Origin of the sequence: Gloeobacter kilaueensis JS1 (genome assembly GCF_000484535.1) — a bacterium.
In the GTDB taxonomy this organism is placed as follows: Bacteria; Cyanobacteriota; Cyanobacteriia; order Gloeobacterales; family Gloeobacteraceae; genus Gloeobacter; species Gloeobacter kilaueensis.
In genome coordinates this window covers 617,763-642,430 of sequence record NC_022600.1, presented here as the reverse complement: position 1 = coordinate 642,430, position 24,668 = coordinate 617,763, and the positions used below count along the sequence as shown (strand labels likewise).

At 62.9% G+C, this 24,668-nt stretch carries 18 protein-coding genes and 1 tRNA gene; 11 read left to right on the top strand and 8 right to left on the bottom strand.

What is annotated here, in order from left to right; genetic code table 11:
* Positions 1 to 13: 13 nt before the first annotated feature.
* Complete coding sequence (locus GKIL_RS02845; RefSeq protein ID WP_023171875.1) at positions 14 to 1,123, bottom strand: LOG family protein; 1,110 nt, start codon at positions 1,121 to 1,123, stop codon at positions 14 to 16.
* 118 nt (positions 1,124 to 1,241) lie between these two features.
* Between GKIL_RS02845 and GKIL_RS02840 the strand changes: the two genes are divergently transcribed.
* Positions 1,242 to 4,130 carry a tetratricopeptide repeat protein gene (locus GKIL_RS02840; protein ID WP_023171874.1) on the top strand — a complete coding sequence of 963 codons (2,889 nt, stop codon included), beginning with the start codon at positions 1,242 to 1,244 and terminating at the stop codon, positions 4,128 to 4,130.
* Positions 4,131 to 4,134: 4 nt separating this feature from the next.
* On the opposite strand, the gene GKIL_RS02835 is transcribed toward GKIL_RS02840, so the two are convergent.
* Positions 4,135 to 5,115 (bottom strand): GntR family transcriptional regulator, encoded by a 981-nt coding sequence (locus GKIL_RS02835; protein ID WP_023171873.1) that lies wholly within the window; start codon positions 5,113 to 5,115, stop codon positions 4,135 to 4,137.
* 86 nt (positions 5,116 to 5,201) lie between these two features.
* Between GKIL_RS02835 and arsS the strand changes: the two genes are divergently transcribed.
* Positions 5,202 to 6,185 carry an arsenosugar biosynthesis radical SAM (seleno)protein ArsS gene (gene arsS / locus GKIL_RS02830; RefSeq protein ID WP_041243677.1) on the top strand — a complete coding sequence of 328 codons (984 nt, stop codon included), beginning with the start codon at positions 5,202 to 5,204 and terminating at the stop codon, positions 6,183 to 6,185.
* 21 nt (positions 6,186 to 6,206) lie between these two features.
* Here the strand turns inward: arsS and pruA are convergent, their stop codons facing one another.
* Complete coding sequence (gene pruA, locus GKIL_RS02825; RefSeq protein ID WP_023171871.1) at positions 6,207 to 9,173, bottom strand: L-glutamate gamma-semialdehyde dehydrogenase; 2,967 nt, start codon at positions 9,171 to 9,173, stop codon at positions 6,207 to 6,209.
* Positions 9,174 to 9,294: 121 nt separating this feature from the next.
* On the opposite strand from pruA, the gene psb30 reads away from it, so the two are divergent.
* From psb30 to GKIL_RS24470, 4 genes are all read left to right on the top strand, one after another.
* A complete protein-coding gene (psb30, locus tag GKIL_RS23245; RefSeq protein WP_023171870.1) occupies positions 9,295 to 9,390 on the top strand; it encodes a photosystem II reaction center protein Ycf12/Psb30 in 96 nt (31 codons plus the stop codon).
* Between the two features lie 276 nt (positions 9,391 to 9,666).
* Positions 9,667 to 10,020 carry a hypothetical protein gene (locus GKIL_RS02820; RefSeq protein WP_144080302.1) on the top strand — a complete coding sequence of 118 codons (354 nt, stop codon included), beginning with the start codon at positions 9,667 to 9,669 and terminating at the stop codon, positions 10,018 to 10,020.
* An 18-nt stretch (positions 10,021 to 10,038) separates the two neighbouring features.
* Positions 10,039 to 11,727, top strand: a complete 1,689-nt coding sequence (locus GKIL_RS02815; protein ID WP_023171868.1) for an ammonium transporter — start codon at positions 10,039 to 10,041, stop codon at positions 11,725 to 11,727.
* A 75-nt stretch (positions 11,728 to 11,802) separates the two neighbouring features.
* On the top strand, positions 11,803 to 12,150 hold the full coding sequence (locus GKIL_RS24470; RefSeq protein ID WP_023171867.1) for a hypothetical protein: 348 nt from the start codon (positions 11,803 to 11,805) through the stop codon (positions 12,148 to 12,150).
* Here the strand turns inward: GKIL_RS24470 and GKIL_RS02810 are convergent.
* From GKIL_RS02810 to GKIL_RS02800, 3 genes are read right to left on the bottom strand one after another with little or no spacing between them, the layout of a single operon-like run.
* Complete coding sequence (locus GKIL_RS02810; protein ID WP_041244277.1) at positions 12,147 to 13,286, bottom strand: HupE/UreJ family protein; 1,140 nt, start codon at positions 13,284 to 13,286, stop codon at positions 12,147 to 12,149. The two genes, GKIL_RS24470 and GKIL_RS02810, sit on opposite strands and share 4 nt — an antisense overlap.
* A gap of 13 nt (positions 13,287 to 13,299) precedes the next feature.
* Entirely contained in the window at positions 13,300 to 14,475 is a 1,176-nt protein-coding gene (locus GKIL_RS02805) for a tetratricopeptide repeat protein (protein WP_023171865.1), read from the bottom strand.
* Between the two features lie 4 nt (positions 14,476 to 14,479).
* Entirely contained in the window at positions 14,480 to 15,880 is a 1,401-nt protein-coding gene (locus GKIL_RS02800) for a DUF4331 domain-containing protein (protein ID WP_023171863.1), read from the bottom strand.
* Between the two features lie 189 nt (positions 15,881 to 16,069).
* Here GKIL_RS02800 and GKIL_RS02795 point away from each other — a divergent pair, with 189 nt between their 5' ends.
* Positions 16,070 to 16,432: a P-II family nitrogen regulator gene (locus GKIL_RS02795; RefSeq protein ID WP_023171862.1), complete on the top strand. Its 363-nt coding sequence runs from the start codon at positions 16,070 to 16,072 to the stop codon at positions 16,430 to 16,432.
* 4 nt (positions 16,433 to 16,436) lie between these two features.
* Here the strand turns inward: GKIL_RS02795 and GKIL_RS02790 are convergent, their stop codons facing one another.
* Together GKIL_RS02790 and GKIL_RS02785 are read right to left on the bottom strand one after the other, a co-directional pair.
* Positions 16,437 to 18,686 carry a RelA/SpoT family protein gene (locus GKIL_RS02790; RefSeq protein WP_023171861.1) on the bottom strand — a complete coding sequence of 750 codons (2,250 nt, stop codon included), beginning with the start codon at positions 18,684 to 18,686 and terminating at the stop codon, positions 16,437 to 16,439.
* A gap of 22 nt (positions 18,687 to 18,708) precedes the next feature.
* Positions 18,709 to 19,224 carry an adenine phosphoribosyltransferase gene (locus GKIL_RS02785; protein WP_041244275.1) on the bottom strand — a complete coding sequence of 172 codons (516 nt, stop codon included), beginning with the start codon at positions 19,222 to 19,224 and terminating at the stop codon, positions 18,709 to 18,711.
* A 117-nt stretch (positions 19,225 to 19,341) separates the two neighbouring features.
* On the opposite strand from GKIL_RS02785, the gene GKIL_RS02780 reads away from it, so the two are divergent.
* From GKIL_RS02780 to GKIL_RS02765, 4 genes are all read left to right on the top strand, one after another.
* A tRNA-Arg gene (locus tag GKIL_RS02780) sits at positions 19,342 to 19,413 on the top strand.
* Between the two features lie 288 nt (positions 19,414 to 19,701).
* Complete coding sequence (locus GKIL_RS22200; protein WP_023171859.1) at positions 19,702 to 21,681, top strand: M91 family zinc metallopeptidase; 1,980 nt, start codon at positions 19,702 to 19,704, stop codon at positions 21,679 to 21,681.
* A 145-nt stretch (positions 21,682 to 21,826) separates the two neighbouring features.
* Positions 21,827 to 22,348, top strand: coding sequence for a hypothetical protein (locus GKIL_RS02770; RefSeq protein ID WP_023171858.1), 522 nt, complete (start codon positions 21,827 to 21,829; stop codon positions 22,346 to 22,348).
* Between the two features lie 77 nt (positions 22,349 to 22,425).
* The gene (locus tag GKIL_RS02765; protein WP_023171857.1) at positions 22,426 to 24,636 is read left to right on the top strand and encodes a S9 family peptidase; all 2,211 of its coding nucleotides are present in this window, start codon (positions 22,426 to 22,428) and stop codon (positions 24,634 to 24,636) included.
* The last annotated feature ends 32 nt before the right edge of the window (positions 24,637 to 24,668 follow it).

The following is a 24,668-nucleotide window of genomic DNA, read 5'->3' as shown; positions in this document are numbered from 1 at the left end:
TATATCCGCACTCCTAAGCGGGCGCTTCGAGGGCAGGGTCGCTGGCATGGCCGCCGTTGCGCACCGCCGGTGTGCTGCGCAGATCCTCCGACGGCTCGTAGGTGTTGATTGCGTCGATGAGGGCGCGCAGGCGACCAAAGTTCGTCCGGTCGAAGCTGAGGACCAATCGGGGCAGGTGGGCTGTCTGGTCGTCCTTTTCGCGGGGCAGGGCTGGGCTTTTGAGGATCTGGCCTTCTGTGAGAATGTCGTGGAACTGCACGTTGAGCACCTCGACGAAGGCGTCGCTCAATGGCTGCTGCAGGCGAATCACCAGCTTTGAACCCAGGTAACGGCTGGAGTGGTAGACGCGGTAGAACTGGCAGATGTGATCGCAGGCGACGGTGATATCGTCGGTGATCCGGTAGAGGTTGAGGTCGGCGGGCGAGATCAGGCCCCGGCCCAGGAGCTGGTTGCGCAGGTAGCTGTCCCAGGTTCGCCAGTAGTCGCCCCCCGGCTGGTCGATCATCACCGCCGGCATCATCGCCGCTTTGCCGGTTTGCAGAAGCGTCAGCACCTCGCAGCATTCGTCCTGGGTGCCGAGGCCACCCGGAAACAGGGCAAAGCCGTCGCTCTCGTGGACAAAGAAGAGCTTGCGAGTAAAGAAGTACTTGAAGTCGATGAGCTTTTCGTCGCCCTCGATAAAGGGGTTGGCCCCCTGCTCAAAGGGCAGGTTGATGTTGAGGCCAAAGGAGCGCTCGGCGGTGGCCCCGGCGTTGCCCGCCTCCATGATCCCGCCGCCGGCTCCAGTCATCACCATAAAGCCACGGGCGGCGATGCAGGCGGCAAAGTCGCGGGCCTGCTGGTAGGTGTGGGTCTCGGGGCCGGTGCGCGACGAACCGAAGATCGCCACCTTGCGCTGGCGGGCGTAGGGGGCAAAGATGCGAAAACCCTGCTCCATGTCCTGCAGGGTGTTGTTGATGATCTTCCAATCCAGCCGGGTGCGGTCCGGATCGGCCCCGATCTGGACAATCTGGCGCAGGGCACGGGCGGCCAGATCGGCGTGGGGGCTGTTGGCCAGTTGTTTGATCAGCTCTTCGAGTTCGTGGGATAAAGCAGAGGGACGTAGAGTATCCATGACTACCATTGTACGGGGACGGGGGTGCGCTCTGGGGCCGGCCCATCCGGTTGCATAGGGCAGGCAGAAGGGGTCTACGTTTATCGGTAAGGAGGCACTACACGTCGCCATGAGAATGAGGCGAGCAATGGCAACCAGCTTGCTGGTGGGCTTTTTGAGCACAGCAACCGGGGTGCTGAGCGCCAGGGCGCAGGTCCAGCAGATCCAGCAGCTGAATGCGCAGGTCCAGCAGTTACTCGGTGCGGGCAGGTACGCCGCTGCCCTCGCTCCTGCCCGTGCCGTTCTGGCACTGGAAGAAAAGAATTTTGGCCACAGCGATGTGCGGATTGCCGACGCACTGGTGCAATTGGCGACGCTCTACCGGCGGCAGGGAGATTATGGCCGGGCGGAGCCACTGTACAACCGTGCGCTCGCCCTTCAAGAAAAAGCTTTCGGTTCGGTCCATCCTGCCATCGCCCGGACCGTTGCCGGGCTGGCGCTTTTGAACTTTGAACAGGGCCACTACCCTCGGGCAGAAGGATTCTACCGGCGCGCCCTTGCGATCCGCGAAAAAGTACTGGGACCGGACGATCCGGATGTGGCTTTCAGTCTGAACGGTCTGGCCAGCCTGTACGGTACCCAGGGCAAATATGCCCAGGCGGAGCAGCTGTTTCAGCGCGCTCTGGCGATCCGCGAAAAAGCCCTTGGTCCAGAGCACCCCGAGGTCGCCGGTAGCCTCGCCAATCTGGCGGAGATGGACCGAACCCTGGGGCGCTACGCCGAGGCGGAGCCCCTTTACCAGCGGGCTCTCGCCATTCTCGAAAAGACGAAGGGCGTAGAACATCCTGTCATCACGGTGCCGCTCGACAATCTGGCGGAACTCTACCGGCTCAAAGGCGACTACACCGAGGCGGAACGTCTCTACCGCCGCGCCCTGGCGATTCGCGAAAAGGCGCTGGGTCCGTGGCATCCCGACTTTGCCTCCAGCCTCAACAACGTGGCAGTGACGTTGATCGATCAGGGCCGCTATGACCAGGCAAAGCCGCTGCTGGAGAGGGCGCTGGCGATTCGCAAAAAAGGGCTCGGGCTGGATCATCCGGATGTGGCCGAGAGCATGACCAACCTCGCTGAGGTGGCGGTGGCCCAGAGCCGGTACGACCAGGCCGAAGCGCTCTACCGGCGCGCCCTGGCCATTGTCGAGCGCGCCCTCGGCCCTGAGAATGCCGATGTGGCAGCGGTACTCGTCGATCTGGCGGAGCTGGAGCGCTGGCAGGGCCGCTATGCCCAGGCGGACTCCCTCTACCGGCGCACCCTGGCCATCCGCACCCAGGCGCTTGGCCCCCAGCATCCCCTGCTGAGCCAGGCTCTCGATGGGCTGGCCCTCGTAGCCGTTGCCCAGGCAAAGCCCCGCCAGGGGCTGCAGTGGCTGGCCCAGAGCCTCGACATCCAGGAGCACAATCTCAGCCTCACGCTGGCGACGGGTTCTGAGAAGCAAAAGCGCGATTACCTCACTACCCTCAGCAAGACGGCGGATATCGCTCTGTCGCTGCATCTGCAGGCGATGCCGGGTGACGCAGCGGCGGCACGGCTGGCCCTCACGACGGTGCTGCGGCGCAAGGGCCGCGTCCTCGATTTTCTGAGCGACGATCTGGCTGTGCTGCGCCAGCACCTGGACGCAGGCGATCGGCAGAACCTCGACGAGCTGGCCGGTCTTCGCGCTCAACTGGCAGCGGCAATCTTCGAGCCGCCGGTGGACGAGCCGCAGCCGCAGTACCGCTCCAGAACGAATGCCCTTACGCTACGGGCCGAAAAACTGGAGGCGGACCTCAGCCGGCGCAGCGCCGATTTTGCCGTCCGCTCTACCCCGATCGCGATCGAGGCGGTCCAGAGGCAGGTGCCCGCCGGGGCGGCCCTGGTCGAGCTGGTGCTCTACCGGCCCTGCAACTTCAAAGCCACCAGGGCTTCCAATCAGTTCGGTCCACCCCGCTACGCCGCCTATCTGGTGCGGGCTGGAGCAGAACCGGAGTGGCTGGATCTAGGCGATGCGGCGAGGTTAGGGACGGCAATTGGCGCGTTTCGCGACGCGGTGCGCAACCGCAACCTGCCCGTCGAGCAACTCAAGGGCGTCGCCCGTGCCCTCGACCATCGACTGATGCAACCGATCCGCAAAAAGCTGGGCCAGACGCGCCAGATCTTGCTTTCTCCCGACAGCCAGTTGCACCTCATCCCCTTCGCCGCCCTGGTCGATGAACAGAATCGCTATCTCGTCGAGCAGTACACCTTCAGTTATCTCGGTTCTGGCCGCGATCTACTGCGATTGGCCCGACTGGATGCGCCCCGCCAACCGCCGCTCATCGTCGCCGACCCTGACTTCGATGCGGCGAGCGGTGAGGAGGCACCCCAGCTGCGTTCGATCGATATTCGAAAGCTGCACTTTGCCCCACTACCGGCCACCCGCGAGGAAGGATCCGCCATCGGTGCCCTCTGGCCAAAAGCCAGATTGCTTACCGGCCCGGAGGCAACCGAGAATGCGCTCCGGCAGGTGCAGGGTCCGAGCATTCTGCACGTCGCGACCCACGGCTTTTTCTTAAAGCGCAGCGACCAGCTCGAAAATCCGCTGTTGCGCTCGGGGCTCGTCCTGGCGGGTTTTAACCGCCGCGAGAGCGGCACCGACGACGGAGTGCTGACGGCGCTGGAAGTCTCAAGTCTGGATCTGCGCGGCACCCAGCTGGTGGTGCTCTCTGCCTGCGACACTGGCCTCGGCGATGTGGCCGACGGCGAGGGCATCTACGGACTGAGGCGCGCGCTTACCCTGGCCGGTGCCCAGAGCGAACTGGTCAGCCTCTGGAAAGTCGGGGACGTTGCGACGAAAGATCTGATGGTGGACTACTACCGGCAGTTGCGCTCCCAAGTAGGCCGGGCTGAGGCGCTGCGCCAGGCCCAACTGCAGATGATCGCCCGGCCCGAACTTGCCCATCCTTTTTACTGGTCGGCTTTTATTCCTTCAGGAGACTGGCGGCCAGTGGGGAGTAATTAAAAAATCAGCTCAGGCCCAGTTCGCGCTTCAGGGTACGGATCGATTCGGGCTGGATGTACTGCTCGCTGCAGAACAGTTGCGGCGGGCGGATGAGGTCGGCCCGCAGCTGCTGGATGATCTGTTCGACCGGCGCGCGGCTTGCCTGGTCGGCAATGATGAGCTGGGCGCTGCGAACGATTGCCCGCAACCGGGGGGTGTCCTCCAGTTGACTCGTCAACACCAGAATCTCCTCGCCCCGCAGGCTGTGCAAAAACAGTTCGACGGCGTTGAGGATGTCGGAGCTGAGGCTCACCAGCCCCAGGCAGCTGTCCCTGGGCAGCGCCTTCACCAGGGCGATCTCTTCGCTGAAGTCGGTGATCTCGACCGGCAACACCCGCACCTGGCGCGGGGCGGCGATCGTCTCGGCTCTCGCCAGATGATAGCGGTTGGTGATCACGGTGGCCGATTGGGTGCGCTCGAGGGCGCGCTCAAGTTCCTCGAAGGCGACTACCTGGACGGGAATGGCCAGAGCCTGCTGCAGTTGCTGGCCAATCAATTCTCCCAACCCCAGATCGTGGGCCGGAGTCGCCACCAGCACGACCGCACTGCAGCGCAGCCGCCAGTCGATCTCCGCTAAAAAGAGCGCTCTTGCCTGCTCAAGGGTGCAGCCGTGCTCCAGCAGAGTGTCGAGGCTCTTTTGCACCACCGCGTTCGCTTCGGGAAACTGGTCTATCTGGGCAAGTCGGGAGCGCTGTTTGAGGCTGAGGGCTCTGACGTAGATGCCCGAGCCGGGTTGGGCTTCTACCAGGCCCAACTCCTCCAGCTGGCTGTAGACTTTGTTGATCGTGTTGCGGTGCAGGCCGGTGATCATTGCCAACTGCCGGGTGCTCGGTAGCTGGTAGCCGGGCGGAAACTGGCGCGAGGCGATGGCAAAGCTGATCTGATTGAGCAATTGGGTAGAGGCGGGAACGTCGCTGTCGGGCTGCAGGTGGAAGCGAAATTTCATAGTCAGGCCGGGTCTTGAAAAAACCTGCCGCCATTGTCCGACTGCCGGGGCTGCCTGTGCAAACTGGATACGGCACACTGGAAGGCATGGCTGACACACTCACTCCCGGTAAAGTTCTTTCTTTTGCGGCGTGCGCCGGGCGGTCCCTCACCCGCAAGCGACTGGAGACATTGCAGCTCAACCTTGGGCGCTACTGCAACCTGGCCTGCAGCCACTGCCACGTCGAGGCCGGACCCCGGCGAACGGAACAGATGGAAGCAGCCACCGCCCAGCGAATTCTCGATTGGCTCGTGGCCAATCCGGTCCCGACGCTGGATCTGACCGGGGGTGCGCCGGAGTTAAATGCTTGCTTTCGGCCCCTGGTAAGCGGGGCGCGCCGCCTCGGGATGAAGGTGATGGACCGCTGCAACCTGACGGTGCTCTGGGAACCGGACCAGGCGGATCTGGGTGAATTTCTGGCAGCCCATCGGGTAGAAGTGGTCGCTTCGCTGCCCTGCTACTCGCCTGCCAACGTCGATAAGCAGCGCGGCAACGGCGTCTTCGACGGCAGCATCCGCGCTCTACAGCACCTCAACGCCCTGGGTTACGGTCAGCCTGAAAGCGGCCTGGTGCTCAATCTCGTCTACAACCCGGTCGGGGCCCATCTGCCGCCGCCGCAGGCCAGACTCGAAGCCGATTACCGGCGCGAACTGGCGCTGCACTTTGGCATCGTCTTCAATCAGCTTTTTACGATCACGAACATGCCGATCCGCCGCTTCCGGCACTATCTAGAACTCAGTAATCAACTGGAGAACTACCAGAATCTTCTGGTCGCAAACTACAACCCGGTCACCCTCGATCAGCTGATGTGCCGCTCACTGGTGAGCGTCGATTGGCTGGGCAACCTCTACGACTGTGACTTCAACCAGATGCTCGATCTTTCCATTCCTGACACGGAGGGCCGCAAGCTCTGGGATTACAGCGCCGAGCAGTTGATAGATAGAACCATCGCCACCGGCGATCACTGCTACGGTTGCACGGCTGGGGCCGGTTCCAGCTGCGGCGGAGCCCTGCAGAACGATCTAGGCTGATCTTAAGAAGAAGCCGGGGAGTCAGGTCTCCAGCTCTCCAGGCAGCGGAGCAAAGCCCTGGCGCTGAATGTTTTCGCTCACCGTCACCGGTTCAAGAAACTGCAGCAGATAATCGGGACCACCGGCTTTAGAGCCGATGCCCGAAAGCCGGAAGCCGCCGAAGGGTTGTCGGTCCACCAGGGCCGCTGTGATCTTGCGGTTGATATAGAGGTTGCCGCACTCGAAGCGCTGTTGTGCCTCGACGATATGCCGGGGGCTGCGGGAGAACAGGCCGCCCGTCAGCGCAAAATTTGTGCCGTTGGCAATCTCAAGGGCGCGATCGAAGTTGCGCGCCTTGATCACGGCGAGTACCGGCCCAAAGATCTCTTCCTGGGCGAGGGCCGCCTCCGGCTCGACGTCGGCGAAGATCGTCGGCCCGATAAAGTATCCGTCTTGAAGCTCTGAGACATCCCCCCGGTAGACCAGGCGGTGCTGCCGCGCTGCCGCCTCGATTGTGGCGTTGATCCGCTCGTAGGCGTCGCGGCCAATCACAGGGCCGGTATAATTGCCAGGTTCTTTGGGGTGGCCGATGCGCAGCGAACGGGTGGCCTCCACCAGCCGCTCGATAAAAGCGTCGTGGATGCTCTCGATCACGATGAGCCGCGAACAGGCGGAGCACTTCTGGCCGCTGTAGCCAAAAGCCGACTGCACGACCCCCAGCACCGCCTGATCGAGGTCGGCGTCGCTGTCGATAATAATCGCGTTTTTGCCGCCCAGCTCGGCAATCACCCGCTTGAGGTGCCGCTGGCCAGGGCGGACGATGCTCGCCTCAGTAAGGATGCGCTGGCCGACTTCGAGCGAACCGGTAAAGGCGATGAGATGGACTCTCGGGTGCTGCACCAGATAAGCGCCGATGGTTGAACCCTTGCCGGGCAGATAGTTGACCACCCCCGCTGGAAAACCGGCCTGCTCGAAGAGGCGCATCAGCTGGGCAGCGATGATCGAGGATTGCTCGGCGGGTTTCATGATCACCGCATTGCCGGTAACGAGGGCAGCGGCGGTCATGCCGGTGAGAATAGCGAGGGGAAAGTTCCAGGGCGCGATGACGACGGCCACCCCCCGGCCCCGGTAGTAGTAGGCATTCGTCTCTCCCGGCAGGTCGCGGCGCTGGGCTGTCGCTTCCAGCCGCAACATCTGCTCGCCGTAGTAGCGGCAAAAGTCGATCGCCTCGGAGACATCGGCGTCCGCCTCGCGCCAGGCTTTACCCGTCTCATAGACGATCCAGGCGGTGAGGGTGGAGCGCTGCGCTGCCATCAGCTCAGCCACCCGCTCCAAAAGAGCCGCCCGCCCTGCAGCACTGGTCTTATACCAGCTTTTGAAGGCCGCCTCAGCCGCCTGAACGGCCGCTTCGGCCAGATCCACCCCGGCGTGGCCGACCAGAGCGAGGATCGTCCCCGGTGCCGCCGGATCGGTGCTGGGAGCGGTGGGCACCCCTGTTCGCGCCTGGCCGCCCACCACCGGCCAGAAGGTCTGACCGAACTGGGATCGCACCTGGGCGAGGGCGGTACTGAGCTTCTCGCGCTCGGAGCCGATCGTAAAGTCGCGGTCCGGGACGTTTTGAAAGGGACCGCTGGTCAGGCTGGGGGCTGCCTCACCGCTCGCACTGGGAGCGGCGAGCAACCGGGATGTGTCGCTGTCGGGACGCACGCTCTGGCGCAAAAAAGACGTGTTGGCGGTATTTTCGAGGAGCCGCCGAATCAGGTAGGCCATCCCCGGCAACAGCTCGCCGTAGGGCGCGTAGACCCTGAGACGCTCGCCCTGCTGGACGACACCGACTTTGAGGGCGTCGGCCATGCCGTAGAGCATCTGGACCTCGAAGGCGCGGCGCGGCACCCGCAGGCTGCGCGAAAGGGCAATGGCGAGGGCCACGGTGCGGGCGTTGTGGCTGCCCACCGCCGTATGCACGATCCGGTGGTTCTCGATGAGCGTGCGCAGCACCCTCTCGTACTGGGCGTCGGTGTCCGCCTTGTGGGTAAAGACCGGCAGGGGCCAGCGCTGCTGGGCGGAGCGGATCACCTCGGCGTCCCAGTAAGCGCCTTTGACCAGCCGCACCGTTACTGGAAAGCGGCGCTCCTGGGCCCAGTCGATCACCTCCGCCGCGTCGCGGTCGGCGGAGCGCAGGTACGCCTGCAAACAGATGCCGGTGTCGGTCCAGTCGCGCAGCTCAGGTTCGAGCAAGATCTCTTTGAAGATCGCCAGGATCAGATCCTTGTGCTGGGACTGCTCCATGTCGATATGGACAAAAGCCCCCAGCTCACGGGCTTTGAGCAGGATGGGCCGCAGGCGGGCCTTGACGTTGCGGCTGGTCGTTACTGGGTCGATGGCGTCGAACTGGCTGTAGAGCGAGGTGAGCTTGAGGGCACAGTGGATGCGGGGCAGGGTTTCGCCCTCCGCCCGGTCGATCTGATCGATAAGGGGCCAGCGCGCCTGGGCGGCGTGCATATCGCTCAACAGTTCCAGATAGCGCTGCTGGTAAATTTCTGCTTCTGCCTCCGAGACCACCGCCTCGCCCAATAGATCGATCGAGACGGCCATGTTCTGCGAGCGCAAGCGCTCGATCGTCTTGACGGCGCTTTTGAGGTTGTCGCCCGCGATAAAGCGGCGGGCCATCTGGCCGATGCCCTGGCGCAGGCCGAGGGTAGCAGCGGCGGCCATCGGCGAATCGGGCTCGGCAAAATCGAGGGCCTTGGCGAGGGGCCCCGGCAGCTTGACCGCCCCGAGGTACTCCTGCAGGTGGGCGGCCACCTCGCGGCTGGTGTGCAGCGCCGGCAGACAGTCGATAAAGCGAAACAGCTGCACGCGCAACTCGTCGTCGGCCATCGCCCACTCCAGGAGCTTTTCATCCCAGAAGGAACGGTCGAAAAAAGAAAAACGGCTCTGCTGGGTGGCCGAAAGCAGCGAGCGGCCTATGCGCTGGGTCTCAGATTCGATCGGATCGACGGTAAGCACGCACGTTCTCTGATGTAAGCCTGCAATTCCTATGGTAGTAGAGAAGAAAAGCCGATTCGGCGTCGCTGATCCCGCTTAAAATAAGGTCATCTTTCGCAGTTGGTTGGTCCGGAGGTCGTTCATGAACACGCTTATCAGCCTCGCTCTGCTCGTAGTGATCATGCTGGCTGGTCCGGCGGTGATCGCCATCTGGTGGTTCCGGGGCCGCCAGGTCTAAGCCAAACGGTTCATCGCTCGGGCGCGGTCCACGGGGCCCGCGCCCAATTTTTTGTGAGCTTCCGTACAATTTGCTGCAATCTTGGGCCTGAATGTAGTGCTTTATACACTCGCTCTTTGGGCTGGTTGTTTTACTTGGGCATGATCCGCAGGCAACGGTGGCGTTAGCATCTTGCCCTGCTGCGTTTGGAGTGTCCAGTTGCAACTATCACGAACTCAGCGCGTACTGATCGTTTTTGCACTTGGGCTGCTGATTGTCCTGAGTGGTGGTGTGGGTTTGCTCTGGCTGATCGAAGGCATTATCAGCAAAGCGCGGCTGCATATTCTGGGGCTATCGGCCCCGATGTTTCTGCCGGGGTTGCTGCTGGTCTATGTCTGCGGGCGCAACGTGCCGAGGCTCTGGCGCGTCAGCCGGGAGGTGCTAAAAGAAGATGCGCGCTTTGACTGGTCGAACCTGGATTTTGGGGCTGCCCTGCGGGCTTTTTTTACCCGCCCCGAGGGTACCCAAAAACCAGTCCATCGCAACAGGCGACGCCCATCGAATAGTGAGTGGACAGCTACTGTTTCGCGCCTGGGGAAAGCGCAAGGATTCGGTGGCAAAAATCAAGTGGATACCGGGCTTCCCAAGTGAGGGAGGGGACTGAAACTTATGAATCCAAAAAAACGATGTCAGGGGAACCCACTACTCGGGTTTCTGTTTGCCTTGCTCCTGCTTTTAGGCGCAGGCACGATCACTTCGGTGCAGGAGGCTTTTGCCCAGGCACCGGCTCCGGCGGCAGCCCCAACCGGCGATCCGACCGGAGAGACGAGCGCCTTCGCCAACGGTGTCGCCAACCCGCTCAAGATCGACGACACCCTCAAGGATGTCAAAGATCCGGCAGTTAAAAACGCCTTCAGTGAACTTTATAAGCTGCACGTCAACGAGCGCGCCGGGATCAACATGACCTGGACGCTGGTGACGGGTTTTCTGGTCTTCTTCATGCAGGCCGGTTTTGCCCTGGTGGAGACGGGCTTCTGCCGCGCCAAGAACGCCGCTCACACGATGACGATGAACATGATGGTCTTCTGCGTCGGCGTGGTCGGCTGGTACATCTGTGGTTTCGCCTTCATGTTCGGCGGCTTCGGTTCGACGCCGACGCTGGGGGACACTTCGGCGCTGTCGTGGGCCTCGGGTGAACTGTCGATCGGGGGCTTCGACATCATCGGCACCAAGGGCTTCTTTCTGAGCGGCGACTTCTACGATGTCTCGATTCTGGCGCTGTTTTTGTTCCAGATGGTCTTTATGGACACCGCCGCCACGATCCCGACCGGCTCGACTTCCGAGCGGATCACCTGGAAAGGCTTCTTGTTGATGGGCCTCTGGGTGAGTATGTTCATCTATCCGCTGGTCGGCAACTGGGTCTGGGGCGGTGGCTGGCTCGCGGACATGGGGGTCAAATTTGGCCTCGGCCACGGCGCGGTCGATTTTGCCGGTTCCGGCGTCGTCCATGAGATCGGCGGTGCGGTCGCCCTCGCCGGTGCAATTGCCATCGGACCGCGCATCGGCAAGTACGGACCGAACGGCGAAGTGCGCGCCATCCCTGGCCACAACATGCCCCTGGCTATCCTCGGTACGATCATCCTGTACTTTGGCTGGTTCGGTTTCAACCCCGGTTCGACCCTCTCAGCCACCGACCTGCGCATCTCCGATGTGGCGGTGACCACGATGATCGCGGGCGGCTTCGGCGGTGTGGCGGCGATGTTCTACATGTGGATCTTCGAGGGCAAACCCGATCCCGGTTACTCGGTAAACGGCATCCTGGCGGGCCTGGTGGCGATCACCGCCCCCTGCGCCTTCGTCAACCCCACCCAGGCGGCGATCATCGGTGTCTTAGCCGGCGGCTGGGTCTGCGTGGCCGGTCTATTTATCGAGCGCAAGCTCAAGATCGATGATCCGGTCGGTGCGATCGCTGTCCACTTTGCCAACGGTGCCTGGGGGCTGATCGCTCTGGGCATCTTTGCCGACGGCACCTACGGCGAAGGCTGGAACGGCGTCAAGGGCCGTGTCAAGGGGGTACTTGCCGGTGACGGCGGTCAGCTCGTCGCCCAGTTCATCGACGCGATCACGATCGCGGTAGTCGTTGGCGTCGCATCGTTTATCTTCTTCAAGATCGTCGATGCGGTGGTGGGCCTCAGAGTCTCTCCGGATGTCGAACTGGCAGGTCTGGATGTGCCTGAGATGGGCATCTGGGGCTACCCGGATCCGGAAGCCTCCTTCAGCGGCGGCCTGCCCGCCCCGGTGCGCCCCGCCCCGGACGGCACGGTGGCGATTGCCCAGCAGCAACAGCAGCAGGAGTAGACTGCCGCTCGTTATCCGGAAGCGGAGGAAGTTTATCTCTCCTCCGCTTCTCAGCTGTTTATTTAGCGAACACTCATGGCTTACTTTGTGCGCGAAGTTCAGACCTGTCAGGATCGCCACCTTGGCCCCTGTCCCTGCTGCGGCATCCGCCTGCGCTTTCATAACGCAATCGTCTGCTATCCGGTGGGCAAATACCTGCCGCGCTTTCCTGGCCCCCTCGACTGTTCTGGAGCCGATATTCGCTGTCCCGAGTGCGAGTCGCTCACTGCCTGCCGCGTCCCTGAGAAGGCCCCAGTAGCTCCGTCCGGCTGGCGGCAAAGATTCACCACCTGGCTGCAGAGTCGGCTGCCGGTCGGGGCTGCTAAGCTTTCGGCCCCTCACCGTTCTGTGACCCTCGGCAATAGGTCACAGGCTCCGCCCTAAAAAGCGAGCACCTTAAAGTCAAACAGTCTTTCTGCAAACCAGATACAGGCGATCGCCGCGATCAAGGCGGAACCACCGGCGAAGGTGAGGCGGCGGTAAAGCCAGGAATCGCGCAGCACAAAAGCGACCGGCAAGAACGCAGCGACGATCGCCATCTGCCCGGCTTCCACTCCGAGGTTAAAACCGACCAGAGCGAGCAGCAGCGCTGCTCTGGGCAGGCCCAGATCCGCCAGCACGCCTGCAAAGCCAAAGCCGTGAATCAGGCCAAAACAAAAGGCAATCAGCCAGCGGCGGCGCTGCACAAGTGGATAGAGGTTGTTGAGGGCAGCGAAGACGACCGAGATGGCGATCGCCGATTCGACCAGCCGGGACGGCAGTTGCACCACTCCTAGGGTGGCGAGGCTGAGGGTGAGCGAGTGGGCGAGGGTAAAGGCGGTGACGACTTTCAGAACGTTTGCAAAGATCTGGCGCAGGCTACTGGCTCCCTGCCAGTGCCCGCCCTTGCGGGTGAGCACCGCCGGCAACAAAAGCGTCAGCAAAAAGAGAATGTGGTCGTAGCCCAGCCAGATGTGCCAGACGCCCTCGCGGACGAAATCGAGAAATTGGGCGATTGGGTGAGAGGTGAGGGTGAGCCGCTGGCTGGCCTGGGCAGGGCTGAAGATCGCTGTCTGGGTCTGGCCGCCGGTCCGCAGGTTCAGTAATCCCCGGTGCTGGGGATCGAGGTCAAAAAAGAGCTGATACTTTAATTCGACCGCCGTGACCGGTCTGGGGCAGTTGCCTGCGAAGCGCAGCACCGCGTAGGTGCCGTCGGTGTGGTTATCTACCAGGAGGTTCACAGGCTGGAGCGGACACGCTTTCCCATCGGCGCGCACCTGCAGTCGAGAAAGCGCATAGGCTTCGATCGCCCTGCGCCGAGCGCGCAGTTCACCCCAGGTGATTGCTCCGTCGTCGTTGTCATCGAGCCCGATCCCATAGTCGAGGTCCCGCAGGGCGATGTCCCACTGCCCGCCGATGTGCGCCCGCTCGATATTCATACTCAGATAGCTGTCGCTGGGCTTGTGGGCGGTGGCGGGCAGGGCCGGAACAATCCCCACCAGAGCAATGGCCCAAAGAAAAAGCAGTACGAACCTTTTCACGCTGGCGACCTCCTCAGCGGCCCAGTTGTCTATCGAGTGCCGCAAGGCGCGCATCTTCCAGGTGGTTGCGGCGCAGCCACGCCTGTACAGGCCGGGCGGCTTCGCGGTCCTGGGCGGCGAGGGCAGCAGCGAGCAATACGCGGGCATCCGCCGGTTCGCGCTGCACCTGCCAGTTAGCCAGGGCGAGGGCGAGAGCCTGGGCGGGCTGGCGCTCCAGTTCCAGGGCAAAACGGGCCTCCTCCCGTCGGTGAACGGTATCCCCCCGCAGGCGGGCAGCGGCGAAGCGGGCAGCGAGCGCCTGGCGGTGGTTGGCCGCCTCCGGTGCCCCCACCGCCGCCTCGGCAATCGCCAGGCGCAACAGCAGCGCATCGACCCGCGTGTGGTCTTTAAGCAGAGCGATCGCCTCCTGGGGGCGATTCTCGTCGAGCAGAAAATCTGCGTAGGCAGCGAGCAGGTAGCTGTCGGGCCCAGTGGCAAGGGCGCGCTTAAAAAGCGGCGCGGCCAGCCCAGGGTGGCGGAGCCGCACGGCCATTTCTGCCAGCACCGTCTGGGCCCAGAGTTTTTCAGCCGCGCTGGCGGTGCTGCTTCTGGCGAGCACCCGCTCCAGCAGGGCAAAACTTTCGGCGGCCTGGCCGTTCAGGCTCGCCACGCTACCCAGGCAGGTAATGGCGACCAGTTCCGTCGAAAGGTGCAGCAGCGGCAGGCAATCGCGCTTGGCCTCGGCATATTCGCCGCGCACCTGCCGCACCAGCGCCAGCGTCACCCAGACCTGGGGATCGGCGGGGGCAACTTTCCGGGCCTGTTCCAGATCGGCCACGGCACCGTCAAAGTCGTGGTTGCTCTGGCGGAGGGTGGCGCGCAGAACAAGCACCGGCGGCTGGGGATGGGGAGCGTTCCACCAGGGGGCGAGGGCCGCCTGGGCGTAGCCGTTGTAGCGCGGGTCCGCTTCGAGGCGGCCCTGCTCGATGTAGCGCTTCGCCAGACCTGTAGCCAGTTGCAGATCGCGGGGCTTTTGGGCCAGTCGATTGCGCAGTGCCCTCAGTTCGCGCGCTGCCGGATCGGCGGGCCGGGTGCGCAGCCGTTCGAGCACCTGATTGTCGCTTGCAGGCAAATAAGGTGTAGCCTGGACAGCCCCGGCCCAGACCAGGCCGATGAACCACCAGACCACACCGGCAAACAGAGGACGCATCGGCTCAGGGGGTGTTGTTGGGAGAACCGGGGATGGGTGTCTTCAGATACGGGAAGCTCTGGTCAAAGAAGCTCGCATCGACGAAGGCACCGTCGGTAAAGGGCAACTGGCCGGAGGGAGCTTTGTCGGCGGGCAGCAACTTGCCCATCGCCACCCGCAGCGAGATATCGACGACATCGTCCCCCGGACGCCGCCCGTTCGGGTAACCGGCATTGTCGCCGCCGATTACCCCGAGGTTGTTCTGCTGGGAGGCCGGGACAGCCGCGATGCTCGTATTGAGGCGCATCAGCTCGGCGGGGGCGACTCTGGGGGGCCGGTTGAGGCCAGGAACGCCGGTGAGAAACACCTGAACCAGGTCGGTGCGCGGCAGGAGCGTCGGTGCCTGGACACCGGCGCTGCCGAAGAGCAACTGCAGCACTGCCGGTAGGGTCGGGTGGGTGACGTAGGGCAAAAACTGGGCATCCTGGACGGGCTGGCTGCTGTTGAAGGTGTCCTTGTCCTTGAGACCGACCACCAGTTCGTTCACCAGCGGATTCGCCAGCCGCGACTGCTGCCCTCGGGCGTTGCTGGAGGTGGTCCAACCGCCGATAATCGGGCTGCTGGCGGAGGCGAGGCAACTGGTGGGCACCTCCAGGATGAGGGAGGTGATGTTCTTGTCCGCCAGATCGTCCGCCTCGGCGTTCGTTGCCCCCAGTGGATTGCTGACGTTGACCAGATCGAAGACCTCGCCCAGGTTGACGACGAAGGGATCCTTGCGCTGGCCGACGAACAGCCTGCCTGCCGTCCCACAACCGGGTATGTTGATGTTGTAGATATAGTTTGCTGCGTAGCTCGGATAGTCCGGGAAGGACTTGGTGCCGATGTAGTCGGCGGGTTTGGTGAAGGTGGTCGAGCCGTCGGCGGCGTTGCGCACCGGCTGGCTGATGCCGCTGCGCACGACGTTGAGTTTGTAGGTCTCGACGACGTTGAGGGCAGACTGATCGGCGGTCGTGATCGGCCCGACGTTGATGAAGGGGACAGCTACGGTCCGCCTGCCAATCGGCAAAGAAAGGTTCTGGTTGGTGTTGGTGAACTTGAAATTAAAAGAAATGTCTGCCTTCGCATCGCCGTTGTTGTCGATGTGGATGCTGTAGGTCGCCTGCGGGTCGAGCTGGAAGTAGTTCGGGCCACCGTAGGGATCTTGCAGGGGCAGGTAGTTGGCGATCAGCGTCACAAAGCCCGAACGGCCCGTCTCGTAGCTGTTGAACAGATAAAAATCGGTGCCGTCCAGTTTCGGCTGGGTGGTGATGAAGGGTGCCTCGCGGTGGCTGGAGGCGTTTACCTGGGCAGCGGCCAGCCCCACACCCACTCCGCCCAGAACCAGAAAGCCTACTACCAGCCGTCTTTTCGATGTCCAGATATCCATCACCATCTCCCAGCTACTGTTGTCGTCTCCAACAGCAGCCTCCTCCCGCACCGGCGGAAGTGCCAGACCAAAATCTGCTCATTTTTTGTCCAGTCTGCTCGCCCCCGGTGGAGTGACTTTTGGTAACAAAGACTACAAGAAACCGGCGAGCCGTCCTATGCTGAGGTTCTAGTAACAAAGGCTACAAAAATGGAAAAAATCGAAGCGATTATTCAGCCTGGACGGTTGGAGGCGGTGAAATCGGCCCTCGTCGAGCTGGGAGTGAGCGGCATGACGGTGACGCGGGTGGCCGGTTTCGGCCACCAGAAAGGCAGCACGATGAGCTATCGCGGCACGCGCTATACGGCGACTTTTGTAGACAAAGTAAAGATCGAGACGGTGGTTGCGAGCGACATGACGGCGCTGGTGGTCGATGTGATCGTGCGCACGGCCAGAACCGGCACGATCGGCGACGGCAAGATCTTTGTCTCGCCGGTGAGCCGGGTGGTGCGCATCCGCACCGGCGAACAGGACGAGGCAGCCCTGCACTCAGAAGCGGCGGCGATCGGTTGAACTTTTACTCGCGGTGGCGGTGGCGACACCGCACCGTGAGGACGTCGGCCATTTTGCCCATCTGAGCGGTGACCTGATCGAGTTGCTGCTTGCCGGTGATGTCGATTTTAAGATCGACGATCGCTGTCGAGTTGGGATAGGTGCTCACCCGTGCGTCGCGGACGTTGATCCGCTCGCTGGCGAGGCGATCGAGCAGGTCTTTGAGCATCCCGATCCGGTCGATCACCTCTACCTGGATTTCGACCGGGTAGGTGTGGGGACGGCCCGGCTGGGAGTAGCTGCGGTTCCAGGCGACGGGAATGAGCTGGTCGGGATCGACTTTGGTGGCGTTCGGGCAGCCGTGGTGGTGGATGGTGATCGAGCGGTTGACGCGGGTGACGACGCCGATAATCGGTTCTCCTGGCAGCGGATTGCAGCACCTGGCCAGGTGGTAGGGCATCCCTTCGATGCCCAAAATCGGCTTGTCGCTCGGGGCGGGCACACCGGCGGTCTTTTGCTGCGGCAGCTCGATCGCCTCGGCTGCGCTCGGCGTATTTTCTGGCAGTTTGTTGAGGACGCTCGCCAGCGTCACCTCCCCGTAGCCCAGAGCGGCGAGCATGTCCTCGACGCTGCTGTAGTTGAGGCGCTGGGCGATCTTGAGCACCCGGTCGGATCTGAGGAGATTTTCGAGGTTGCTCTTGCCCAGTTCACGGGCGAGCATCTCGCGGCCCTGGTCGATATTTTGATCGCGGTGGGCGCGCTTGAACCACTGGCGGATGCGGTTTTTGGCGGAACTGGTGACGACAAAGTTGATCCAGTCGAGGCTCGGGTGCGAGCTTTTGGAGGTGAGGATCTCGACGATGTCGCCGTTTTTAAGCTGCGAGTCGAGGGGCACCATTCGGTCGTTGACTTTCGCTCCGACGCAGCGGTTGCCGACTTCGGTGTGGATGCGGTAGGCAAAATCGACTGGCGTCGCTCCACGCGGCAGCTCGACCACGTCGCCCTTTGGCGTGAAGACGTAGACCTCGGAGTAAAAAAGGTCTTCTCTGAGGGTTTCGAGGTACTCGCCGCCGTCTTTGAGGTCGTTCTGCCAGTCCAGTAGCTGCCTGAGCCAGGTAAACTTTTCTTCCTGGCTGCTCACAGCGACCGAGCCCGCTTCTTTATATTTCCAGTGGGCGGCGATGCCGTACTCGGCGGTGCGGTGCATGTCGAGGGTCCGAATCTGCACCTCCAGCGGCTTGCCCTCCGGACCGACGACGGCGGTGTGCAGCGACTGGTAGCGGTTGGGCTTGGGCAGGCCGATGTAGTCCTTGAAGCGCCCAGGGATCGGGCGGAACTTGTTATGGACGATCGACAGCGCCCGGTAGCACTCCTCCTGCTCGCTGACGATGATCCGGATCGCTGAGACGTCGTAGATCTCGTGGAATTCTTTTTGCTGGCGCTGCATCTTTTGATAGATGCCCCAGAGGTGCTTGGGCCGCCCGGTGATCTCGCCCTGGATGTGCTGGCGTTCGATCTCCCGGCGCAGGGTCTTGACGACGACATCGATAAATTCTTCGCGCTCGGCCCGCTTCTGGGAGACGAGCTTTTGCATGTTGCGGTAAGCTTCGGGGTCGAGGTACTTGAACGAGAGATCCTCAAGCTCCCACTTGAAGCGCCAGATACCGAGGCGGTTGGCGAGGGGCGCAAAGATCTCCATCGTCTCGCGGGCAATGCGCCGCTGCTTGTGCTCGGGCAAAAAGTCGAGCGTGCGCATGTTGTGCAGGCGGTCGGCGAGCTTGACGACGATCACCCGGATATCCTGGGCCATCGCGAGGAACATCCGCCGAAAATTTTCGGCCTGGCGCTCTTCTTTGCTGTCGAAGGTGAACTTGGAGAGTTTGGTCACTCCCTCGACCAGTTGCCTGACCGGCGCACCGAAGAGCTTTTCTAACTCCTCAAGGGTGGTGTCGGTGTCCTCGATGATGTCGTGCAAAAACCCTGCCGCCACCATCGCGCTGTCGCTGCCCAGCTCCCGCAGCATCCCGGCCACCAGCACCGGATGGATGATATAGGGCTCACCGGAGGCGCGGCGCTGACCGGCGTGCAGCCGGTAGGCAAATTCAAAGGCGCGGGCCACCAGAGCGCGATCGAGGCTCACCGTCCGACCACCGCTGGTCAAGATCGGCTCACCCCCCGCCGTACTGGCTTCCTGCGTACCGTGTGGATGTTCCAGGCAATCTTTGAGCCAGTCCGGCAATTCGAGTGCTGCAAGCTCAGCCGTTACCAGGGTCATACTGCCACCACCCCCTTCCCACTTAGTAAGAGACCAGAGCAACTGCCGGAGTACCCTCCGGCAGCCTTGCACGCCCATTGAGAAAGGTTAACTCTATGATAAAACCGAATCCCACAACTGTGCCGCCTGCCCGGTGAATCAGTTGGGCTGTCGCTGCCGCCGTGCCGCCGGTGGCAAGCAGATCATCGACGACGAGCACCCGGCTTGCTGTCCCCAGAGCATCCTGGTGGATCTCAAGGACGTTCTTGCCGTATTCGAGGGTGTACTCTTCGCGAAAAACCGCCGCCGGTAGCTTACCCGGCTTGCGCACCGGCACAAAGCCGCAGCCGAGGGCGAGAGCCAGGGGGGTGCCAAAGATAAAACCCCGCGATTCGATCCCTGCTACATAATCGGGGGCCAGACCCGCTACTTTGTCTGCCAGCGCATCGATCGCGTAGCGCAGCGCTCCCGGTTCCGCCAGCAGGGTCGTGATGTCGCGAAAGAGAATGCCCGGTTCTGGAAAGTCGGGAACATCGCGAATGTAGTCTTTCAGGTCCATAGCCACCAGGACAGGATTGAGGCTCATCGTAGCACCAGAGCACCGGCGCGCCGGGAAATTCGTCGAGATTGCCTCTGCCGCACCGCTGCAAGAACACAGTAAAATCGCTCAGGACGTGCCCTCGTAGCTCAGGGGATAGAGCAGAGGTTTCCTAAACCTTGTGCGCAGGTTCAAGTCCTGCCGGGGGCATCGTGCTTCGTTCTCAAAAACCAGTCGTCCGACAAAAAAGCGCTCCCCTCCGGCTGTGTATAAAGCCCGGTCAAAGGCAACGTCAAGATTGTTGTGCGTTGCGTGCATAGCGCCCCAGGCGCTGCCCTAATGTAGGGTTGAGAGCGCTCAAGCGGTGTCTTGACTGAATCTTGCGCCTCAAAGCACCTTCTTCGATCTGGCTCCCCTAAAGGCCACTGCCAGGATGCCTACAGAGGGGAACCTGATGAACAGGCGGTTTGAAAACATTACCCCAACGGTGAGTTAGTTATGGACGAAGAATTTCCGCTCGACAACGAACAAGATTACGGCGGCGAAGGCGGCGAAGAGGACGATGCCTACGCCGAGACTGAGCAGAGCGACAGCGGCGAAGAAGGCACTGAGGGCGAACCTGCCGGGGCCGAATCGGGTGATCTGCCTCTGGGCCTGCTGGACACCGAGAGCACGGACTATGATCCAAATTTAGTATATACTGCTTTTGATGAACAGGATCCCGCTGCCGGGGGGCAAGACTTCGACTGGCAGGGCCAGGACGGCGGTAATCCGTTCGGCGACAGCTTCGATCAAGAGATGGGCGGCCTCAACTTTGGTCTGGAGGACGCTCCCTTCAGTACGGGCGATCAGGATCTGAACGCAGAGGCTCCAGCACTGGACATCGATCAGCCCTTCAGCACCGGCGATCAAGATCTCAATGGGGATGCTCCGGCCCTGGATATGGACCTGCCGACTTTTGTACCGGATACTTCCCCAGACGACGCTACCGTCGCTTCGACCCCCACCGCTCCCCTGGGCGCGGCACCAGCTGGGCCTTCTTTTAGCGAGACCCGCGACGCGAAGGGCAACATCACCCTCGCAGGCGGCGATCGCAACGACACCTTCAACGTCACCTCCCACTGCGACCACGACGGCAACATCGATGGCGTCACCGTCCGCGATGGCCGGGGCCGGGGGCACGACTACCTGGGGGCCGACGCCGATCACCTCACGATCGACGGCGGTAAGGGCGATGACACGATCCGGGTAGACGCGAGCGTGCACAACGCCATGCACCTGGTGGGCGGCGACGGCAACGACCGGATCAGCGGCGGCTCGGGCGATGACCGCATCGAGGGCGGTGCGGGCAACGACGACATCAGCGGCGGTGCGGGCAAGGACTTTATCGACGGCGGCCAGGGCAACGATTACCTGCGGGGCGGCGCGGGCAAAGACCGGCTCATCGGCGGCGACGGCAACGATCTGATCTCTGGGGGAGCCGACCGCGACTACATCGATGGCGGCAAAGGCGACGACGAACTCTACGGCAACGACGGCGACGACACGATCTACGGCGGCCAGGGCAAAGATCTGGTCTCCGGCGATGCTGGCAACGATTATCTCGAAGGCGGCAAAGGCGACGACACCGTGAGCGGCGGCACCGGCGATGATTTTGTCTCCGGCGGTCGGGGCAACGACGCCGTTCTGGGGGGCGAAGGCAACGATACCCTCAACGGCGGCGAAGGCAAGGACCGACTCGTGGGCAGCAGCGGCGACGATACGCTCTACGCCGACAGCAGCGATCGCACCGACGGCGGGGCGGGCACCAACCGCACGGTGGCGGTGGAGTTCGACTCTACCCTGGGCAGCAACATCTCCTTTGACACCAACGCCGACGTCGATGGCAACCCGGACACCCCCGACGCACGGGCGCTCTCGGGCGACGAGCAGGCGGCCTTCCGCGACCGGGTCGAAGACGACCTCGATCTGATGCGCTCGTCGGTGAACGGCCAGCAGCTTCTGCGCGACATCGACAACACCGGCCAGAACGTCACCTTCCGGCAGATCGACGTAGACAACGGCTACGCCGACTGGGCAGGCCGGGGGGTGGGCAACAATCCCTTCCTCGATGCGAGCGGCAACCCCGCCGCCGGTCAGGATGTGACGATCGGCTACAACCCCAACATCAACGTCGAGATCGGCGGCAAGGAGGAGACGCCCTTCGAGGTGCTCTACCACGAGATGTCCCACGGTTGGAACATCACCTCCGGCACCCTGCAGTCCGGCACCTACACCGGCGCGGACGAACCGGCAGGCTCGGCCAACAACGACGAGCGGCAGGCGGTCGGTCTGCCCAACCAGGGTGTGCCCTTCGACAACGACAACAACCCGGCCACCCCGGCCTCGCGCGACAACCCGACCTACGCGACCGAGCGGGGCATCAGCGACGAATTGGGGCGGCAACAGCGGCCCAACTACACCGGTCCTCTGACGTAATCGCCGGAGTTTATCTGCTGTGAGAATCGCACAAACCTCCCTCTGCTCGGCAGCGATCGTCGCCGGGCTCCTCTGCGCCCAGGCTCTCGCTGCCTGCCAGTCATCGACATCAGCCAACCGCACTCAGCAAGGAAGTGTGTCAACCATGCAAGATCCTTCTACCGTTCTGGCCGAGGGGACAGGTGTCCCTGCCGGCAAGCCGAACGCCGCCGAATTTGCCCTGACGGTGCAGAACCACACTGCCACCAAAGAGCGCCTCGAAGTCAGCTTCGAGATCGTAAACCGCTCAAAAGAAAAAGTGGTCCTGATCAACGCTGTGAGCAGCGACGCCACCAAGACGCCGGACGACCTCAATCCGGGGCGCATCGCGGTCCTGCCGGGCGATCGCATCCGCGTCGGACAATTTGGCCTTGGCCTGCTCTCGCCCACCTTCCCGCCGCTCTATAGCTTTACGCTCCTTTCGCCGGGCAAAAGCTACAGCACCAGAGTGAGCATCAACCTGCCCCCCCAGGCGGTGGGCAAACCGGCAGAATTGTGCGTCGGCCTGGTGGCGGCCTCCGTCGTCGCCCCGATCAAAGACCTGCAGTTGCAGGAGGGCAAACCGGTGGTCCACCGCACCGGCAGTACCTTCGGCAGCGAAGAGGTCTTTGTCTGCAAGGCGCTCTAAGGGCAGTTTTTGGGCAGCGGGCGCAGCGGGAAGGCCGACAATTTGGTTACACTTCCCTCATGCGCCCGATACTCTCGATGGTCCTGGTCTGCTCCTGCCTGCTGGGCGGGAGCAGCCTCGGTTTGTCTGCCCCTGTACCAAAGATCGCCTCGACCTTGAATACGCCAAATTTTTTGAGCGACTACGCGGTGACGCGCGGCTTCAGCCTCGGGCGGCCCCTGCGCGCCCGCCCGCTCCCCGGCGGCCAGGGGGTGCTGTTTTTGCGCTCCGAGGCGCGCTCGCCCCGGCTGAGCCTCTACGAATTTGATCCGGTGAGCGGCACGGCCCGCGAGGTGCTCTCTCCCGAAAAGCTCTCAGGGAGCAGCGACGAGCAGCTCTCGCCCGAGGAGAAGGCCCGGCGCGAGCGGATGCGGGTGAGCACCACCGGCATCACCAGCTTCGATCTAAGCGAGGACGGTTCCAAGGTGCTGGTGAGCCTCTCGGGGCAACTGTTCGTCTACACCCGCAACCGTGGCAGCGTCCAGAAGCTCGCCACCAGCCCCGGCACCCTGCTCGATCCGCGCTTTTCACCCGACGGTACCCAGGTGGCCTACGTCCTCGAAGGCGATCTCTACGCCTTCGATCTGGCGGGGGGCAAAGAGCGGCGACTCACCGAAGGGGCCAGCGACGAACTGACCCACGGCCTGGCCGAATTTGTCGCCCAGGAGGAGATGGACCGCTTTACAGGCTACTGGTGGTCGCCCGACAGCCGCTTCATCGCCTACGAGGAGGCGGACGCCAGCGGCGTCGAGGCGTGGCATCCGAGCGATCCGGCCAAGCCCGGCGCTGAAATTTATGCCCAGCGCTATCCGCGCCCCGGCAAGGCCAACGTCTCAGTCAGGCTTGGAATTCTACCGGCTGGGGGGGGCCGGACCACCTGGGTAAGCTGGGAGCGGGCACGCTTTCCCTATCTGGCCACCGTCAAGTGGGAGCAGGGCGGGCCGCTCACCCTGGTCGTCCAGGACCGGCACCAGCGCCAGGAACAGGTGCTGGCGGTGGACACAACCACTGGCCAGAGCGAATTGCTGCTGAGCGAGAGCGATCCGGCCTGGCTGAACCTCGATCAGCAGACGCCGCGCTGGCTTGTGGACGGCTCGGGATTTTTGTGGACCAGCGAGCGCGAGGGCGGCCCGCAACTGGAATTGCGGGACCGGCGGGGGCAGTTGGTGCGGGTGCTGCTGCCCGCCACGAGCGGCTATATTCCCGAAAAGAACGCTCTGGCAGTCGATGAGCGGACCCGCCAGGTCTACTATCAATTTGGTCCGGATCCGACTACCACCCAGATTTCTCGCGTCCCGCTGGATGGCGGGAAGCCGGAGGCGCTCACCAGCGGCCAGGGGCAACACCTTGCCCTCTTTGCAAAGGACTTTTCGCTCTCGGTGCGCAGTGAGAGCAATCCGCGAACGCTGACGAACTGGAGTGTCTATGACCGCGAGGGCAGGCGGATCGGGGCTCTGCCTTCGGTCGCCCTCGAATCGCCTTTTATTCCCCATAGCGAAATCGTTCAGGTCACCACCCCGGAGCAGTTGACGTTCTATTGCAGCCTGGTGCGGCCCCAGAACTTCGATCCGGCCCGGCGCTATCCGGTGATCGTCGATGTCTACGGCGGACCCGGTGCCCAGAAGGTGAGTGCGACGATGGTCAACTACCTGCGCCCCCAGTGGCTGGCTGACCAGGGCTTCATCGTCGTCTCGATCGATGGACGCGGCACGCCCGGTCGGGGCCGGGACTGGGAGCGGGCGATCGCCGGTAACTTCGCAGCTATCCCCCTGGACGATCAGGTAAGTGCGTTGAAGGCCCTGGGCAAGCGCCTTCACGAGCTGGATCTCAGCCGGGTCGGGATCACCGGCTGGTCCTTCGGCGGCTACATGTCTGCCCTCGCCGTGCTGCGCCGCCCGGACATCTTCAAGGCGGCGGTGGCCGGCGCGCCGGTGGTCGATTGGCTCGACTACGATACCCACTACACCGAGCGCTACCTGGGCCTGCCTGCGGACAACCCGCAAGGCTACGAGCAAAGTTCGCTGCTCACCTACGCCGCCAAGTTGGAGCGGCCCCTGCTCATCGTCCATGGCACCAGCGACGACAACGTGTTCTTCTTGCACTCGCTGAAGCTCTCCGACGCCCTGTTCCGTGCCGGGCGCGACCATCAAATCCTCCCCTTGAGCGGTCTTACCCACATGGTTCCCGACCCGCAGGTGCGCATCCGGCTCGAAGAGCGCACCGCCCGCTTCTTTCAAGAGCACCTTTAAGCAAACCAGGACGGCAGAAGATTCTACCGCCC